Consider the following 17124-nt stretch of genomic DNA (forward strand, 5'->3'; position numbering starts at 1 on the left):
CGCTGGGCACAAGACCCATCGAACCCAACAGATTCTGACAGGAGAGGCCTTTATGAGACATCTCAAGACAGCGGCATTAGCCGTATCCGTAAGCGTGATGGCGATGACCGCCGCGCAGGCTGCGGGCCATGGTGGCAAGACGATCAAATGGACGAGCCAGGGCGACGCGCTGACCCTCGATCCGCATTCCCAGAACGAAGGACCGACCACCGCGATGAACGGTCTGGTGTACGAATCCCTCGTCACCCGTGACCCGGAACTCAACCTTGTTCCCGAATTGGCGACCTCGTGGGAGCCGACGGAAGATGGCTGGATGTTCAAGCTGCGCGAAGGCGTGACCTTCCATGGCGGTGAAGCGCTGACGGCGGGCGATGTTGCGTTCTCCATCAACCGTGCAAAGCAGGAAACCTCTGACTTCCGCACCCTAATCACCTCCGTGACAGGTGTGCGCGTCATTGATGACTATACCGTTGAGCTTGTGACGGATGGGCCGAACCCGATCCTGCCGAACCAGCTGACCAACATTTTCATCATGGACAGCGGCTGGGCGACCGAAAACAACGTGGTCCGTCCGCAGGATTACGCGGCGAGCGAAGAAACCTTCTCGATCCGCAACGCAAACGGCACCGGCCCCTATATCATCACCGAGCGTCTGCCCGAGGAAATGACCGTCCTCGAAGCAAACGCCGATTGGTGGGGCGCTGGCCAGTTCCCCGGCAACGTGACCCGGATCGAATACCGCCCGATCACCAACGCGGCTACCCGTGTTGCGGCGCTTCTGTCTGGCGAGGTTGATTTCGTGCTCGATCCGCCGCTTCAGGATCTTGAGCGTATCGGCAACACCGATGGCTTGCGTTATGAAACCGTGGCGCAAATCCGCTCTATCTTCTTTGGCTACGATCAGGGCGCGGAAGAGCTGCGCACCTCCAACATCGAAGGCGCAAACCCGTTTGCGGATGTACGTGTGCGTAAGGCCGTGAGCCTCGCCATTGATCGCAACGCGATCCAGCGGGTCGTGATGGATGGGCTGTCCGTGCCGGGCGGCATGGTCGCTTCTCCCGGTGTTTTGGGTTGGAATGCCGAGCATGACACCCCGCCCGCCGTGGACATCGCCGCCGCGCAGGCGCTGATGGCTGAGGCTGGGTATGGTGACGGCTTCTCCGTCCGTCTGGACTGCCCGAACAACCGCTACAACAACGATGAGGCCATCTGTCAGGCGGCCGTGTCGATGCTGGCGCGGATCGGGATTGACGTGACGCTTGACGCGTTGCCGCGCTCCCAGCACTTCCCGAAGATCCAGAACCGCGAGACGGATTTCTACCTCCTCGGGTGGGGCGTGCCGACCCTCGACAGCCACTACATCTTCTCCTTCCTGATGCAGACCGGTGGGTCGTGGAACGCGACCGGCTATTCCGATCCGGAACTTGATGCGCTGGTTGAAGCCATGCTGACCGAGACGGACATCCCGGCCCGGACCGCGATGATCGAACAGGCATGGGATATCGTGCAGGCGGCTGAGCCCTACACCACCATCCACCACCAGGTTCTGGCCTGGGGCCTGCGGGACGGCGTGACCGTGCCGATGGCAGCGGATGATACCCCGCGCTTCCGCTACGCGGTCGTCGAGTAACCACAATATGAGCGGCGCGGGGGCATCCTCGCGCCGCTCAGCTTTTGCTCAACACCCCCTTCCCATGATCTGACGCTGGAGCCACGCGCGCCATGTTTTCATTTATTCTCAGAAGGTTATTGCAATCGGTGCTGGTGATGGCCGCCGTGTCGGCGCTGTCCTTCTCGCTGTTCAACTTTGTGGGCGACCCGGTCAACAACATGGTCGGACAAGAGGCGAGCCCAGAGGATCGCCAGAACATCCGCGATGCGCTTGGCCTCGATGATCCGATCCTTGTGCAATATGTCCGGTTCCTCGGGAATGCGGTGCAGGGCGATTTCGGCCTTTCCTACCGCTCCAAACAGGATGTGTCGGACATGATCCTTGAGCGGCTGCCCGCCACGCTGGAACTGGTGGCCGTGTCCGCCGTGATCGCCCTCGTGATCGGTGTGGTCGCGGGCGTCTATACGGGGATCCGGCGGGACAGTTGGCTGTCGCGGTCGATCCTGTCGGTGTCGCTCGTCGGGGTGTCCTTGCCGACCTTTATCATCGGGATCGGCCTGATCTACCTCTTTGCGGTCTATCTGCGATTGTTGCCATCAAGTGGCCGGGCCGGCGTGACCGATCTGGGCTTCTGGCGCACGTCTTTCCTGACGGTGGATGGCTGGCGCGCCATCATCCTGCCCGCGCTGACGCTGAGCCTGTTTCAGACCACCATGATCCTGCGGCTCGTCCGCTCAGAGATGCTGGAAGTGATGCGCACCGATTACATCAAATTTGCGCGCGCGCGCGGCCTGTCTGATCGTGCGATCAATTTCACCCATGCGCTGCGCAACACGCTGGTGCCAGTGGTGACGATCATCGGCCTGAATATCGGTGGCCTCATCGCCTTCTCCATCATCACGGAGACGGTGTTCCAATGGCCCGGCACCGGACTTTTGTTCATTCAAGCGGTGGAGTTCGCGGATGTGCCCGTGATGGCCGCGTATCTGATGTTCGTGGCACTCATGTTCGTGATCGTAAACCTGATCGTGGACATCCTCTATGTGTCGATTGATCCTCGTATTCGTATAGGTTCGTCATGACCACCGATCCAACCCCGCACCAAGTCGCCAGCCGCCCCCGGATGTGGACCCGCATCCGCGAAAGCGACATTGGCTATTCCTTCTTCCGCTCGCCCTTCGCGATGGTGGCCGCAGCCGTGACGGTGGCGTTTTTGCTTGCCGCAGCACTTGCCCCATGGATCGCGCCCTATAACCCGTTCGATCCCGCGCAAGTCAGCCTTTGGGACGGAAAGCTGCCGCCGTCCTTTGCGGGCGGGGATGAACGCTATTTCCTTGGCACCGACAATCAGGGCCGCGATCTGTGGTCCACGATCCTCTATGGCGGGCGATTGTCGATCATCATTGGCCTTGCTGCCGTGTTCTTTGGCATGACGCTGGGCGTGGTGCTGGGGGTGGTTGCGGGCTATCTCGGGGGTTGGGTCGATACGCTGATCATGCGGGTGGCCGATGTGCAGCTGACCATTCCGGGCATCCTCGTTGCGATCCTGATCAACGGTGTGGGGCAGATCATGCTGCCGCAGGAATTGCGCGCCGAATTTTCCGTCTATGTCGTGATCTTTGCCATTGGCCTGTCGGATTGGCCGCAGTTCGCGCGTGTGACACGCGGTGCCGCACTGGTGGAGAAAGAGCGCGAATATGTGCAGGCCGCCCGTGTGATCGGATTGCCCGGCTGGCTCATCATGTGGCGCCATGTGCTGCCCAATGTGCTGCGTCCGGTGCTGGTGCTGGCCACGATCGGCCTTGCGCTTGCGATCATCGCGGAGGCAACGCTGAGCTTTCTTGGTCAGGGCGTACCGCCCACCACGCCGAGCCTTGGCACGCTGATCCGCGTCGGGCAGGAGTTCATGTTCTCCGGCCTGTGGTGGATCGCGTTCTTTCCTGCGCTGACCCTCGTTATCCTCGTGTTTGCGGTCAACCTGTTGGGTGACTGGATGCGCGACGCGCTGAACCCGAAATTGCGGTGAGAGCCATGGACCTTCTTGATATCAAGAACCTCGATGTTGTGTTCCCGACCCGGCGCGGCACTGTGCACGCTGCACAGGGCGTTTCCCTGACCGTGGCACCGGGCGAAGTGCTGGGGTTGGTGGGCGAGTCCGGGGCGGGTAAATCCACCATCGGCAACGCGATCATGGACCTGTTGGAGCCTCCGGGTTATGTCGGCGCGGGGGAGATCGTGTTTCAGGGCACCGACCTGCGCACGCTCGACGCGGATCAGATGCGCCGGGTGCGGGGCCGCAAGATCGGCATGATCTTTCAGGATCCGCAGACCAGCCTGAACCCATTGCTCACCATCGGGGAGCAGTTGATCGAGTCGATCCGCAACAGCCTCGACATGACGGAGGCCGACGCGAAACAACGCGCCATTCAGATGCTGGGCGACGTGGGGATCACGGAAGCCGAAGCCCGGCTCAAATCCTATCCGCACCAATTCTCAGGCGGGATGCGGCAGCGGGTTGTGATCGCACTGGCCCTGTCCGGTGATCCTGATCTTATCATCGCGGATGAGCCGACCACGGCACTTGATGTGTCGATCCAGAAGCAAATCCTTGACCTCATCAAACGCCTTTGCCGCGAACGCCAGCTTGGCGTGATCCTCGTGACCCATGATATCGGCGTGATCGCGGAAATCGCGGATCGGGTTTGCGTGATGTATCGCGGGCGCGTGGTGGAGACAGGCCAAACCGCGCAAGTCCTCGGCGCGCCGAACCATGAATACACCAAATCCCTGATCGCCGCCGTGCCGCGCGCCGATATGCGGCTGGAGCGTTTCGCGAGTGTGGACTACATCGAAGGGGGAGAGGCCGCAGGGCGCAAGATCGACATCCGCACCCATTGGCTCGGCGCCGCGCGGGCTGACGCGACAGAGCCGGAGGAGACGCTCACGGTCGAAAACCTCAACCTGTCCTTCGTGCTGGAAAAGTCTTTCTTCAAATCCAAACGCCGGATGCTGAAGGCCGTGGATAACGTGAGCTTTTCCATCCGGCAGGGGGAGACATTTGGGCTTGTGGGCGAGTCCGGCTCCGGCAAATCCACCGTCGCGCGGATCGTGGCGGGGCTCTACAAACAGGACAGTGGCACCGTGCGCCTTTTGGGGCGGGACGTGAAAGGCAGCTGGTCCGACCCGGCGGAGCGGGACGTGCGCCGCCGCCTTCAGATGATTTTCCAGGATCCGTTCTCCAGCCTCAATGCGCGGCTGACGGTGATGGACATCGTGGCCGAACCGATCCGGTTTCATAAACTTACCAGCAGCGAGGCAGAGACAAAGCAGATCGTGCAAGACCTGCTGGATCATGTTGGCCTTGGGGCGCAAGCCGCGATCCGCTATCCGCATGAATTCTCCGGCGGGCAAAGGCAGCGGATTTCGATTGCGCGCGCGCTTGCCAGCCGCCCGCGTGTGCTGATCTGCGATGAGCCGACCAGTGCGCTGGACGTGTCCATTCAGGCGCAAATCCTCAACCTTTTGAAGGATTTGCAGGCAGAGCTGAACCTCACCATGCTGTTCATCAGCCACGATTTGCCGGTGATCCGTCAGATGTGTGACCGAGTGGCAGTGATGAAGCAGGGCCAGATCGTCGAGCTGACGGAGACGGAGGCGCTGTTTGACGCGCCGACCCATGCCTATAGCCAAAGCCTGATCGCGCAAATGCCCCGGATGGACCTGCTGGAGCCGGTCTGACCTGCGACATGGCAGATGTTTCGCGCGCGAAACATTGGGCGTAAAACGGCATCATGAGGCATTTGCGACTCTTCTGGCTGCGCGCCTTTCTGGCCCTGACCGTTCTGGTCGGGACCATGGGCGCGTCGCTGGCGCATCAGCCACCCACGCTCGACGCGAAACTGTATTACCGGGGGCCGGATGGGTTGCCGGGGGTGTTTTGCCTGACGGGTGACGCGCCTGCGGGCATTGCCGTGGGGCAGCCCTGCGATGCGTGCCTGTTGATCGGGGCGGTCGATTTGCCGACCCTGCCGCGTGTCGTGATGCGCAACACGGGCGTGCTGGCCGCACCCTTTGGACTTACCGCGCAAAACGGGACGGGTGCGGCACCCCGCTCACCTGCCCTGCCGCGCGGGCCACCTGTTCTGGCTTAACCCTTTGTTAAGACCAATCCGGCGGCCCCTGGCCGCCCGCATGAACAGGACAAAACACATGAAAACGACCCTTATTGCACTGGCTCTTGGCCTTGCATCTGCCATGCCTGCGCTGGCCCATGACTACCGCATTGGTGATCTGACGATTGACCATCCATGGGCGCGGGAAACCACGCCGATGGCGCGCGCCTCTGGCGGGTTCATGACCATCACCAATACCGGCGACCGGGATGAGCGGTTGCTGTCGGCCAGCGCCGATTTCGCGCGGGCGGAGTTGCATATCACCGTCACGGAGGACGGCGTGAACCGGATGATGGAGCAGGAGGACGGCATCGTGATCCCGGCAGGCGGCACGCTGGAATTCAAACCCGGCTCCTATCACGTCATGTTCATGGGCCTCACCGGCCCCTTCATCGAGGGGGAGGAGAAGGAGGTCACGCTGATCTTTGAACGCGCGGGGCAGATTGACGTGCTGTTCACTGTGGAGCCGTTTCAGGGGGGTGGCCATACGGGCCACATGAACCACTAGCAATGCTCACCAGATCGGCCCGGTCGCCTCAATCGGTTGGGGATCGGGCGCGAGGCTCAGGACCGCGCGGCGCAATTCCATCGTCAGGGCCGCGCGGGGCAGGGCGAGGTCCGGCTGAAACGGCGTACCCAGTGTCAGGTGCAGGGTTTTGCCGATATGGCTGCGGAAGGCATAAAGTTGCAGCCCGTGGCGCAGGTTCGGGTGCACGAACGGGGCGATCTGGAACAGGCGTGGATTGGCCCCGTCAATCCAGATGGGCAGCACCTGCGCGCCACTGTCCTGCGCCAGCCGCGCGATGAATGGGGTCCAGCGGGCCTCCCGCACCGGGCCGAAGGGCGTCGCGGCAGAGGCGGTGGCGCCTGAGGGAAACACCATCACCACGCCGCCTGCCCGCAGCCTGTCCAGTGCTGCCGCGCGGGTTTCCAGATTGCGGCGCTGCCCGCCCTTCGCCCCGGTGACGTTGAACGGCAAAAGGTAGGGGCGCAACGCCTCGACCTGCCACAACACGTCATTCGCGATCAGGCGAAAATCGCGCCCGTGATGGGACATCAGATGCATCAACGCCATGCCATCGGCCATGCCGAAAGGATGGTTCGCGATGATCAGCAGGGGGCCTTGGGTCTTGAGCACCTCAAGCGGCGCACCCTGCGTCGCCAGCCGCATATCGAAGCGGCGAAAGAGGCAATCCCAGATATTGGCCCCGTCGGCCTGCAAATCCTGTTCCAGCCCGCGCAGGCGCATCAGCGCGCCGATCCGGCCGGTCAGGTTTTCGACCGTGCGGATCACCATTTGCCCGCCCCGCGATTTCGCGGCGCTGTAATAGCTCATCTCTTTCGGATTGGGTTTTTGCACGCGGGCTCTCGGATCGTGGGACCGCTACAAAAATCCATCCCCGCGCAGGTTTCAAGACGACAATGGCGGCGCAGAGGGGATTTCTGCGCCGCCATTGCGGTGTGTCGGGGGCGTGCCGGTTATTCGGCGGCTTCCTGATAGTCCTCCATCGGCGGGCAGGAGCAGACGACATTTCGGTCGCCATAGACGTTATCGACGCGGTTGACCGGTGCCCAATACTTGTCCACCCGGAACGCCCCCGGCGGGAAGCAGCCCTGCTGGCGGGAATAGGGGCGATCCCAGTCGCTCACGAGGTCTTCCATCGTGTGGGGCGCGTTGCGCAGGGGGTTGTTTTCCGGATCAAGGCGGCCCTCTTCGATATCGCGGGCCTCGGCCCGGATCGACAGCATCGCGGCGATGAAGCGGTCAAGCTCGGCCTTGGGTTCCGATTCCGTCGGCTCCACCATCAGGGTGCCCGCGACAGGCCAGCTCATCGTCGGGGCATGAAAGCCGCTGTCGATCAGCCGCTTGGCCACGTCATCCACGGAGACATGCGCGCTGTCCTTCAGCGGCCTTGTGTCCACGATACATTCATGCGCGATGCGGCCATTTTTGTTGGAATAGAGGATGTCATAGGCGCCCTCCAGCCGCTTGGCGATGTAGTTTGCGTTGAGGATCGCGACCTTGGTCGCTTGGGTCAGGCCCTCACCGCCCATCATCAGGATATAGCCCCATGAGATCGGCAACAGGCTCGGGGAGCCCCACGGTGCGGCGGACACCGCCCCGCTGGTGCCTTGGGCCACATGGCCGGGAAGATGCGGCTCAAGATGCGCCTTGACGCCAATCGGTCCCATGCCCGGACCACCGCCGCCATGGGGGATGCAGAAGGTCTTGTGCAGGTTGAGATGGCTCACGTCGCCGCCCACATCGCCGGGGCGTGCGATCCCGACCATGGCGTTCATGTTCGCCCCGTCGATATAGACCTGCCCGCCAAACTCATGGGTGATGTCGCAGACCTCCCGCACGGTTTCCTCAAACACGCCATGGGTCGAAGGGTAGGTGATCATGCAGGCGGCGAGCGTATCGGAGTATTTCTCCGCCTTCGCGCGGAAATCTTCGAGGTCGATATCGCCGTTCTCCGCCACTGCGACCGGCACGACCTTATAGCCGACCATCTGGGCGGAGGCCGGGTTGGTGCCATGTGCGCTGGTGGGGATAAGGCATATGTCGCGGCCCGCGTCGCCATTGGCGATGTGGTAGCGGCGGATGCTCAACAGGCCCGCATATTCGCCCTGCGCGCCCGAATTGGGTTGCATGGAGATCGCGTCATAGCCCGTCACATCGCACAGCTTCGCGGAGAGATCAGCCACCAGTTCAGCATAGCCTTGCTGCTGGTCCATAGGGGCGAAGGGGTGGATGTCGGAGAATTCCGGCCACGTCACCGGCATCATCTCTGCTGTTGCATTGAGCTTCATCGTGCAGGAGCCAAGCGGGATCATCGCGCGGTCGAGCGCCAGATCGCGGTCAGCCAAGCGGCGGATATAGCGGGTCATCTCCGCCTCCGCCCGGTTCATGTGGAACACCGGGTGGGTGAGGTAATCGGACGTGCGGATCAGTGCCTCGGGCAGGCGGTAGGGGGCCGCATAGGTCGCGGTGCGCGCGATGCCGAAGGCGCGCCAAACAGCCTCGATATTCGCGCGGGTGATCTTTTCATCCAGCGTGATGCCGATATGGTCCGCGCCAACCGCGCGCAGGTTGATCCCCTCGGCCAAGGCCGCGCGGATGATCAGGCCCTGCATATGGCCCACCTCAACCGTGAAGGTGTCAAAGAAACTGTCCTGGTCGATGGTGTAGCCCGCGTCCTCCAGCCCGGCGGCGAGGTCCGTCGCCTTGAGGTGGATTTTCTGGGCAATCGCGCGCAGCCCCTCCGGCCCGTGGAACACGGCATACATGGAGGCCATGACGGCCAACAGCGCCTGCGCGGTGCACACGTTCGATGTGGCCTTTTCCCGGCGGATGTGCTGCTCGCGGGTTTGCAGGGTCAGGCGGTAGGCGCGATGGCCGTGGCTGTCGATGGACACGCCGACCAGACGACCGGGGAGGGAGCGTTTGAGCTTATCCGTGCACGCCATATAGGCCGCGTGCGGCCCGCCCGCGCCCAGCGGCACGCCAAAGCGCTGGGTGTTGCCGATGGCGATGTCTGCGCCCATCTCTCCCGGTGCTTTGAGCATCGTCAGCGCCATCAGATCAGCAGACATGACGGCAAGCGCCTTGGCCTCGTGCAGCGCTGTGATCACATCGGTGAAATCGTGGCAATCGCCATAGGTGCCGGGATATTGGAACAGCGCGCCGAACACCTCCTGCGCGTTGAGGTCGGTGAAGGGATTGCCAACCTGAATGGTCCAGCCAAGCGGCTCGGCGCGGGTTTTCACCACGTCGATGACCTGTGCATGGCAATGATGATCGACAAAGAAGGTGGTGGATTTCGATTTGGAGGACCGCTGGGCAAGGGCCATCGCCTCCGCCGCGGCGGTCGCCTCATCCAAGAGCGACGCGTTCGCCACATCAAGCGCGGTGAGGTCGGCAACCATCGTCTGGAAGTTCAACAGCGCCTCAAGGCGGCCCTGACTGATTTCCGGCTGATAGGGGGTGTAGGCGGTGTACCACGCGGGGTTTTCAAAGATATTGCGCTGGATCACCGGGGGCGTGACGGTGCCGTGATAGCCCTGACCCAACATCGACACGAGCACCTGATTTTTCTTTGACACATCGCGCATCGTGGCGAGCGCGCGCTGTTCGGATTTCGCCGGGCCGAAATCGAGCGGTTCGGCCTGCCGGATGCCCTGTGGCACGGCCTGAGCGATCAACTCATCAAGGGAGGACACGCCGAGTGTGGCCAGCATCTCTGCCATTTCGGCCTCGGACGGGCCGATATGACGGCGATTGGCGAAATCATAGGGGGCGTAATCGGTGGGCGTGTAGGGCATTTGGTTCTCCGCAAAGGCGATGAGACTGTGATCAAATGGGGGATGTTTCGGCCTGCGCCGAAACATCGTGGTCAGGGGGTGGGTTGCTCCGGCGCGGGCCGGAGCGGTTCCCATCAGTCGGCGACGTAGGCCTTGTAGGCGGCTTCATCCATCAGGGTGTCCATTTCGGACGGATCGGCCAGCTTGAGCTTGAAGAACCATCCGGCTTCCATCGGGTCTTCGTTCACCAGGGCGGGGTTTTCCACGATGGCCTCGTTCACCTCGGTGATGGTGCCGTCGAGGGGGGCGAGAATGTCGGACGCGGCCTTGACCGACTCGATCACGACGATCTCATCATCTTTGGCGACTTCGGTATCCGCCTCGGGCAGTTCGACAAAGACGATATCGCCAAGCTGTTCTGCCGCGTGGGCAGTGATGCCGACGATCACTTCGTCGCCATCGGTACGGAGCCATTCATGCTCTTCGGTGAATTTAATCATGGTGTCGGTCCTTAACGCTTGAAACCGGGTTTGGTGAAGGGAAGTGAAGCCACTTTGACGGGCAGAAATTTGCCGCGCAAGGCCGCATAAAGCGCGGTGCCTTCGGCAGCATGGGAGGTCGGCACATAGCCCATCGACACGGGCGCGCCGACCGTCGGGCCAAAGCCGCCAGAGGTAATCGTGCCGATCTGTGGGCCATCGGGAGCGGCGTGCAGCGCAGTGCCCGCCCGCATCGGCGCGCGCCCTTCGGGGGCAAGGCCCACGCGGCGGCGATCCGCGCCATGCGCGATCTGGTTCAGGATTGTTGCGGCACCGGGAAAGCCCCCTTCGCGCGCGCCACCCGCGCGCCGCGCCTTGCCCATCGCCCAGGTCAACCCGGCCTCGACCGGTGTCGTTCCAGTGTCGATATCATTGCCGTAAAGGCACAGCCCCGCCTCAAGCCGCAGGCTGTCCCGTGCGCCAAGACCAATGGGCGCGACGGCCTCCTGCGCGAGCAGCGCCTCTGCCAACGCCTCCGCCTGATCGGGGGCCACGGAAATCTCGAACCCGTCCTCGCCCGTATAGCCCGAGCGGCTGATCGTCAGCCCGCCGAACGCGTCGAAATCCGCGATATCCATGAAGCGCATCGCGGCCACGTCGATACCTGCGTCGATCATCGCGGCCTCTGCCGTGGGGCCTTGCAGGGCGAGGAGGGCGCGGTCCAGCTCGGTCACGTCACAATCGGGCAGGTTGGCGCGCAGATGGGCGATATCGGCCTCCTTGCACGCCGCGTTCACCACGACGAACCAGTGATCGCCGCGATTGGCGAACATCAGATCATCCATGATCCCGCCCGCGTCATTGGTCAAAAGCCCGTAGCGTTGCCGACCCTCCGGCAGGCCCGCGACATCGACGGGCATCAGCGCCTCAAGCCTTGCTGCCACATTCGAACCAGTGATGCGCACCTGACCCATATGGCTCACGTCAAAAAGCCCCGCCTTAGTGCGGCAATGGTTATGCTCGCCCATCACGCCCATCGGGTATTGCACCGGCATGTCATAGCCCGCGAAAGGCACCATCTTGGCCCCAAGGCGCAGATGCAGCGCATGAAGCGGTGTTGTTTTCAGATCGGTGGCCATGAAAAACCCCTTTGGACCGTCGCATCACAATTAGGCGCATAGACGCCTGCGATGCCCCTGCTGTCCTTTCGCCTGAGATCGTTATCCCTTCGGCGGGCGCGGTATCGGGCGCCACTCTCCAGCATCGTTAACGGTCCTGCCGGTCCTTTGGCCTGAGAGTTTCCGGGGCGGTTGCTCCTTCGGCACTGGGTAAACCAGTTCTCCCAGCAGGTGGAAGCCTCATAGCGCGGCGGATGAGTCGCGGCAAGCGAAGTTTGCGTCGTATCCGTGCCAAACACCCTGCCTATGGTCAAAGCCCGCAACCCGCGCTATCCCGCGCGGTATGGAAGAATTCAAGATCACACGATTGGGCCTGTCCGGCGACGGGATTGCGCAGACCGAGGGCGGCGACATTTACCTGCCGCTGACCCTGCCGGGCGAACGAGTTGCTGCCGACATCACCAATGGCAAGCCCGTGGGCCGGGTGCGCATTCTGGAGCCGGTGGCCGAGCGCGTCAGCGCGCCGTGCACCCATTTCGGGCGCTGTGGTGGCTGCGCGCTGCAACATGCGAGCGACAGTTTGGTCGCGGATTGGAAAGAGGACGCGGTGCGCCGCGCGCTGGCCGCCCATGGGATCGAGGCTCCGTTCCGGCCACAGGCGATCTCCCCGCCCGGATCGCGGCGGCGGGCCACGTTTTCGGGACGGCGGACGAAGAAGGCCGCGCAGATCGGCTTTCACGCGCGCGGCGATGCGCTGATCGTGGAGGTGCCGGATTGCGCCGTCATCACGCCGGGCCTGCGCGCGGTGTTGCCCGCGCTGGAGGCGCTGGTGATGACTGGCGGGTCGCGCAAGGGCGAGGTGAAATTCACCGTGACCGACACCGACGAGGGGCCAGACGTCTCTGTCACGGAGGCAAAACCGGTGGAGGGGCAGATGCTCGCGGAATTGGTCGCGTTGGCGCACCGGTTCGGGCTGAGCCGGTTGACATGGAATGGCGATGTGTTGGCGACGCTGCGCCCGCCTGCCTTGCGGCTTGGAGCGGCATCGGTGGTGCCGCCGCCGGGCGCGTTCTTGCAGGCCACGGCAGAGGGGCAGGAAGCCCTGACCGCCGCCGCGTTGGAGGCCGTGGCGGATGCGGGGCGGGTGCTGGACCTGTTCAGCGGTGTGGGCACCTTCACGCTGCCCTTGGCCAAGCGGGCGGAGGTTCATGCGGTGGAAAGTGATGCGACGATGCTGACCGCGCTCGATACCGCATGGCGCGCGACCCCGGGGCTGAAACGTGTGACGACAGAGGCGCGCGATCTATTTCGGCGACCGCTCTTGGCAGGGGAGTTCAAGGGCTGGGACGCTGCCGTGATCGACCCGCCGCGCGCAGGAGCGCAGGCGCAGATGGGACCATTGGCAGAGGCCGGGCCCGCGCGGCTTGCGATGATTTCGTGCAATCCGGTGACGTTTGCGCGGGATATGGCGATGCTGCGCGGGGCCGGGTATCGGCTGGACTGGGTGCAGGTGGTGGACCAGTTCCGCTGGTCCCCGCATGTGGAGATCGCGAGCGCGCTTGTGCGGGAGTAATTGGACCGGACTCAAGGCGAAGCCGCCGGTCCAGCGGTCGCCCGCCCCCAGGCGGCCGCTTTACGACGTGAGCCTTCCATAGAACCGTTTCGCGGTGGTGCACCATAAACCGCGCGGCACTGCCGTGTCGGCGACCCCCTCGGGCGACCGCTGGACCTGCTCCGGTCCGGTCAGGTGCGGTCGGTCAAACGCTGCGCCAAATCCTTGAGGTCGTGTGCCACCACGTCCCAATCCTGCTCTGCCGTCAGGTCGGTTGACTGATCGGGGCCATGCTCTGTCGGGCGAGGGAAGAAACCGGTGGAAAGGCCCGCATCGCGTGCGGCCGCCAGATCGTCATTATGCGCCGCGATCATCATCACCTCTGACGGGGCCAGTCCCAGCGCGCGGGCGGAGGCGTGATAGACCTCTGGCTTGGGCTTATAGTCGCGGGCGATGTCTGCCCCGACAATCGCATCCCACACCAAGCCGCCATGCCGCGCGAGCCGGGTCATCATCGCGATGGAGCCGTTGGAGCAGGGGGCGACGAGGCGCTGCGCGCGCACCATGGCGAGCCCTTCGGGCACGTCCGCCCATGGGTCGAGCCGCTCCCATGCCTGATTGAGCGTGATCCGATCCGTGGCATCGAACGCGCCGGAGAGCCCATGCTGGTCCAGCACCCGGTCGAAGTTTTCCAGATGCAGCACCTCAAGCGGCACATAGCCGCGCGCGCCGTCCCGTACCCGCGCCATGCCGGGCTGATATTCGGCACGCCAGTCGGTCGCCACGGCGATGGCATCGAGCGTCACGCCCTTGCGCGCGGCCACTCCCGCGACATGGCGTGCCACCGACCCGCGCCAATCGACAAGGCTGCCGAACACATCAAAGATGCAGGCGCGGATCGGCATGGATCAGGCCTTGATCACGGTTTGCGTGGGGAAGGGGATTTCGATCCCGCCGGCGTCGAACGCCTCTTTCACATTGCGGGTCAGGTCGAATTTGATCGCCCAGTAATCCCCGGAATCGCACCACAGGCGCAGCGTGAAATCAACCGAGCTGTCGCCCAGATTGGTCACCTGCACAAAGGGCGCGGGCGTGGTGTGGATCCGCTCATCGGCATCAATTTGCGCGCGCAAGATCGCCTCTGCCGCTTGCAGATCGCTGCCATAGGACACACCGAACACGAGATCGACGCGGCGCGTGTCATAGGCGGAATAATTGGTGATGGCCCCCGACCAGATATCGCCATTTGGCACGATGATTTGCACGTTGTCGGGCGTGGACAGTTCGGTCGTGAAAAGGTCGATGGACTTCACCGTCCCCGACTGCCCGCCCGCATTGATGTAGTCCCCAAGTTTGAACGGGCGAAAAATCAGCAGCATCACGCCCGCCGCAAGATTGGACAATGTGCCCTGCAACGCCAGACCGATCGCCAGACCGGCGGCACCGATCAGGGCGACAAGCGATGTGGTCTGAATGCCAAACTGGCCGAGGACAAAAATCCCCGCAATCGTCAGGATCGCATAGCGCGCGAGGCTCGCGAAAAAGCCAAACAGCGTGTCATCGAGTTGCTCGTACCGGTCGGCGGCGCGGCGGATCTGCTTGGCCACGAGGCCCGACAGAAACAGCGCGCCAATGATGATCGCGCCCGCGACGGCCACATTCGCGGCCAGTTCCAATGCCCAGTGCATGAGTGCTCCCCTCTCATCCGAAATGTCGGGCATGGGTTTAGCATGGGTGCCGTGTGAGACAAGGGGCGAGGGCCGCGATTGCCGCTTTCACATCCCGGCGCGGGCCGCTATTGCAGGGCGCATGAGTGAGCTTTCCCCCATTCTGCGCGATGTCTTTGGCTTTGACGCGTTCCGCCCCGGTCAGGGCGAGGTGGTGGAGGCCGTCGCGCGGGGGGAGGACGTGCTTGCGATCCTGCCGACGGGGGCCGGGAAGTCCCTGTGCTATCAGTTGCCCGCGCTGGCGCGGGAGGGGCTGACGGTCGTGATCTCTCCGCTCATTGCGTTGATGCGGGATCAGGTCCGCGCGCTGCGCACCGCTGGAGTGGCCGCAGGCGCGCTCACATCCGCCAATACCGAGGAGGAGACGGAGGAGGTGTTTGCCGCGCTGGATGCAGGCACCCTGAAGCTCCTTTATCTCGCGCCGGAGCGGCTGGCGACCGCGGGGACAGAGCGGCTTCTACGCCGCGCCGGTGTCAGCCTCATTGCGGTGGATGAGGCGCATTGCGTCAGCCAATGGGGCCATGATTTCCGCCCTGATTACCTGCGGATCGGGGAATTGCGCGACGCGCTGCGCGACGTGCAGATCGCGGCTTTTACGGCCACGGCAGATGCGGATACGCGCGATGAGATTGCCGCGCGGCTGTTTGGAACACGCACGCCGACTGTGTTCGTGCAGGGCTTTGACCGACCGAACCTGACACTGGCCTTTCAGCCCAAGAACAAGCCGCGCGATCAGCTTTTGGCGTTTGCCCGCGCGCGCAAGGGCCGGTCTGGCATCATCTATGCCGGATCGCGGAACAAGACGGAGGTGCTGGCGCAGGCGCTGCGGGCCGAAGGGATCAGTGCGCTGCACTATCATGCCGGGATGGAGCCGGATGCAAGGCGGGAGGCCGAGCAGCGCTTCCAGATAGAGGATGGTCTGGTTGTGTGCGCCACGATCGCCTTTGGCATGGGCGTGGACAAACCCGATATCCGCTATGTCCTTCATGCCGATCTGCCGAAAAGCATCGAGGCCTATTATCAGGAGATTGGCCGCGCGGGCCGCGATGGGGATCCAGCAGAAACGCTGACCCTGTTTGGCCCTGACGATATCCGCATCCGCCGCGCGCAGATCGAGGAGGGGCTTGCCCCGCCGGACCGGAAACAGGCGGATCATGCGCGGCTGAACGATCTCTTGGCATTGGCCGAAGCCCCCGAATGCCGCCGCAAGACGCTGCTTGCCTATTTCGGTGAAACCTTTGAGCCGCCTTGCGGCAATTGCGATCTGTGCCATGACACGCCCGAACAATTCGATGCGACAGAGGCGGTGCGCAAGGCGCTTTCCACCATCTACCGCACGGAGGAGCGATATGGCGTGGGGCATCTGATTGACGTGCTGCGCGGGGTGAAAACCGCCAAGGTCACGGCGGCGGGCCATGATCGGGTGACGACATTTGGCATCGGACAGGAATATGACAAGGGGCAATGGCAGACGATCTTTCGCCAGATGATGGCGCTTGATCTGGTGCGGCACGACCCGGAACGGTACAACGCACTGCGGCTTTTGGCGCGCGCGCGGCCGGTGCTGCGCGGCGAAGAGCGGCTGACGCTGCGCAAGGATTCGGTGCAGCGGCGGGTTGAGCGACGGGCCGTGCCGGTGGAGGTGGCCGACGAGGACGCGCCGCTGATGTCCGCGCTCAAAGCCAAGCGCCGCGAATTGGCCGAAGCGGCAAAGGCCCCGGCTTATGTGATCTTCCCCGACCGGACATTGGTGGAGATGATCCGCGTCCGGCCAAAATCGCTCGACGAGATGGCGCAGGTGTCGGGCGTGGGCGCAAAGAAGCTGGAGAAATTCGGGCGGATTTTCCTTGAGGTGCTCAATGGTGCACCCGTCGAGCCGCCCCACCCGGCGCGAGCCAGACTCGCAACGACCGGGGGCGGCGCGCTCTATGATCAGTTGGAAACCCTTGCGCGCGAATTGCAATATGGGGTGACGGGGACGGATAAACTCCTGTCTCTGACGCCCGCAACACTCGCCCGGATCGCAGAGGCACGGCCCGACAGCTATGCCGCGCTTGAGCGGATCAAGGGGATGGATAAGGCGCGGGTGGAGCGGTTTGGTCACGCCTTTCTTGAGGCGATCGACGCCGACCGGTAGCGCTCCCGCAAGTCGCTGCCTC

General features: G+C 63.4%; 14 protein-coding genes and 1 riboswitch. Of the genes, 8 read left to right on the plus strand and 6 right to left on the minus strand.

Annotated features, from left to right (window positions below; translation table 11 throughout):
• Positions 1–52 precede the first annotated feature (52 nt).
• From FHS89_RS08295 to FHS89_RS08320, 6 genes are all read left to right on the plus strand, one after another.
• Positions 53–1630: an ABC transporter substrate-binding protein gene (locus FHS89_RS08295; RefSeq protein WP_184010519.1), complete on the plus strand. Its 1578-nt coding sequence runs from the start codon at positions 53–55 to the stop codon at positions 1628–1630.
• A 92-nt stretch (positions 1631–1722) separates the two neighbouring features.
• Positions 1723–2694: an ABC transporter permease gene (locus FHS89_RS08300; protein ID WP_184010521.1), complete on the plus strand. Its 972-nt coding sequence runs from the start codon at positions 1723–1725 to the stop codon at positions 2692–2694.
• Positions 2691–3638: an ABC transporter permease gene (locus FHS89_RS08305; RefSeq protein ID WP_184010523.1), complete on the plus strand. Its 948-nt coding sequence runs from the start codon at positions 2691–2693 to the stop codon at positions 3636–3638. Before FHS89_RS08300 ends, FHS89_RS08305 begins: the two co-directional genes overlap by 4 nt.
• A gap of 5 nt (positions 3639–3643) precedes the next feature.
• Positions 3644–5350 (plus strand): ABC transporter ATP-binding protein, encoded by a 1707-nt coding sequence (locus FHS89_RS08310; protein WP_184010525.1) that lies wholly within the window; start codon positions 3644–3646, stop codon positions 5348–5350.
• 62 nt (positions 5351–5412) lie between these two features.
• A complete protein-coding gene (locus tag FHS89_RS08315) occupies positions 5413–5763 on the plus strand; it encodes a hypothetical protein (protein WP_184010527.1) in 351 nt (116 codons plus the stop codon).
• A gap of 58 nt (positions 5764–5821) precedes the next feature.
• The gene (locus tag FHS89_RS08320; RefSeq protein WP_221229323.1) at positions 5822–6292 is read left to right on the plus strand and encodes a copper chaperone PCu(A)C; all 471 of its coding nucleotides are present in this window, start codon (positions 5822–5824) and stop codon (positions 6290–6292) included.
• Positions 6293–6298: 6 nt separating this feature from the next.
• On the opposite strand, the gene FHS89_RS08325 is transcribed toward FHS89_RS08320, so the two are convergent.
• From FHS89_RS08325 to gcvT, 4 genes are all read right to left on the minus strand, one after another.
• Positions 6299–7120: a 1-acyl-sn-glycerol-3-phosphate acyltransferase gene (locus FHS89_RS08325; protein WP_184010531.1), complete on the minus strand. Its 822-nt coding sequence runs from the start codon at positions 7118–7120 to the stop codon at positions 6299–6301.
• Between the two features lie 143 nt (positions 7121–7263).
• Complete coding sequence (gene gcvP, locus FHS89_RS08330; protein ID WP_184010533.1) at positions 7264–10110, minus strand: aminomethyl-transferring glycine dehydrogenase; 2847 nt, start codon at positions 10108–10110, stop codon at positions 7264–7266.
• A 113-nt stretch (positions 10111–10223) separates the two neighbouring features.
• Positions 10224–10586 (minus strand): glycine cleavage system protein GcvH, encoded by a 363-nt coding sequence (gcvH, locus tag FHS89_RS08335; protein ID WP_184010632.1) that lies wholly within the window; start codon positions 10584–10586, stop codon positions 10224–10226.
• Between the two features lie 14 nt (positions 10587–10600).
• On the minus strand, positions 10601–11707 hold the full coding sequence (gcvT, locus tag FHS89_RS08340; RefSeq protein ID WP_184010535.1) for a glycine cleavage system aminomethyltransferase GcvT: 1107 nt from the start codon (positions 11705–11707) through the stop codon (positions 10601–10603).
• A 130-nt stretch (positions 11708–11837) separates the two neighbouring features.
• Positions 11838–11923: riboswitch (glycine riboswitch) on the minus strand.
• A 106-nt stretch (positions 11924–12029) separates the two neighbouring features.
• Here gcvT and FHS89_RS08345 point away from each other — a divergent pair.
• Complete coding sequence (locus FHS89_RS08345; protein ID WP_184010537.1) at positions 12030–13259, plus strand: class I SAM-dependent RNA methyltransferase; 1230 nt, start codon at positions 12030–12032, stop codon at positions 13257–13259.
• 170 nt (positions 13260–13429) lie between these two features.
• Here the strand turns inward: FHS89_RS08345 and FHS89_RS08350 are convergent, their stop codons facing one another.
• Complete coding sequence (locus tag FHS89_RS08350; RefSeq protein ID WP_184010539.1) at positions 13430–14143, minus strand: haloacid dehalogenase type II; 714 nt, start codon at positions 14141–14143, stop codon at positions 13430–13432.
• 3 nt (positions 14144–14146) lie between these two features.
• Positions 14147–14926 (minus strand): mechanosensitive ion channel family protein, encoded by a 780-nt coding sequence (locus tag FHS89_RS08355; RefSeq protein ID WP_246413679.1) that lies wholly within the window; start codon positions 14924–14926, stop codon positions 14147–14149.
• Between the two features lie 121 nt (positions 14927–15047).
• On the opposite strand from FHS89_RS08355, the gene recQ reads away from it, so the two are divergent.
• Positions 15048–17102 (plus strand): DNA helicase RecQ, encoded by a 2055-nt coding sequence (recQ, locus tag FHS89_RS08360; protein ID WP_184010544.1) that lies wholly within the window; start codon positions 15048–15050, stop codon positions 17100–17102.
• The last annotated feature ends 22 nt before the right edge of the window (positions 17103–17124 follow it).

It is taken from the genome of Rubricella aquisinus (genome assembly GCF_014199445.1).
GTDB classification, from domain to species: Bacteria; Pseudomonadota; Alphaproteobacteria; order Rhodobacterales; family Rhodobacteraceae; genus Rubricella; species Rubricella aquisinus.

Coding starts and splice junctions, on each gene's coding strand:
- FHS89_RS08350 (WP_184010539.1), bottom strand. CDS start 14,143: ATGCCGATCCGCGCCTGCATCTTTGATGTGTTCGGCAGCCTTGTCGAT.
- recQ (WP_184010544.1), top strand. CDS start 15,048: ATGAGTGAGCTTTCCCCCATTCTGCGCGATGTCTTTGGCTTTGACGCG.
- gcvP (WP_184010533.1), bottom strand. CDS start 10,110: ATGCCCTACACGCCCACCGATTACGCCCCCTATGATTTCGCCAATCGC.
- FHS89_RS08325 (WP_184010531.1), bottom strand. CDS start 7,120: ATGAGCTATTACAGCGCCGCGAAATCGCGGGGCGGGCAAATGGTGATC.
- FHS89_RS08295 (WP_184010519.1), top strand. CDS start 53: ATGAGACATCTCAAGACAGCGGCATTAGCCGTATCCGTAAGCGTGATG.
- gcvT (WP_184010535.1), bottom strand. CDS start 11,707: ATGGCCACCGATCTGAAAACAACACCGCTTCATGCGCTGCATCTGCGC.
- FHS89_RS08310 (WP_184010525.1), top strand. CDS start 3,644: ATGGACCTTCTTGATATCAAGAACCTCGATGTTGTGTTCCCGACCCGG.
- FHS89_RS08345 (WP_184010537.1), top strand. CDS start 12,030: ATGGAAGAATTCAAGATCACACGATTGGGCCTGTCCGGCGACGGGATT.
- FHS89_RS08300 (WP_184010521.1), top strand. CDS start 1,723: ATGTTTTCATTTATTCTCAGAAGGTTATTGCAATCGGTGCTGGTGATG.
- FHS89_RS08355 (WP_246413679.1), bottom strand. CDS start 14,926: ATGCACTGGGCATTGGAACTGGCCGCGAATGTGGCCGTCGCGGGCGCG.
- FHS89_RS08305 (WP_184010523.1), top strand. CDS start 2,691: ATGACCACCGATCCAACCCCGCACCAAGTCGCCAGCCGCCCCCGGATG.
- FHS89_RS08320 (WP_221229323.1), top strand. CDS start 5,822: ATGAAAACGACCCTTATTGCACTGGCTCTTGGCCTTGCATCTGCCATG.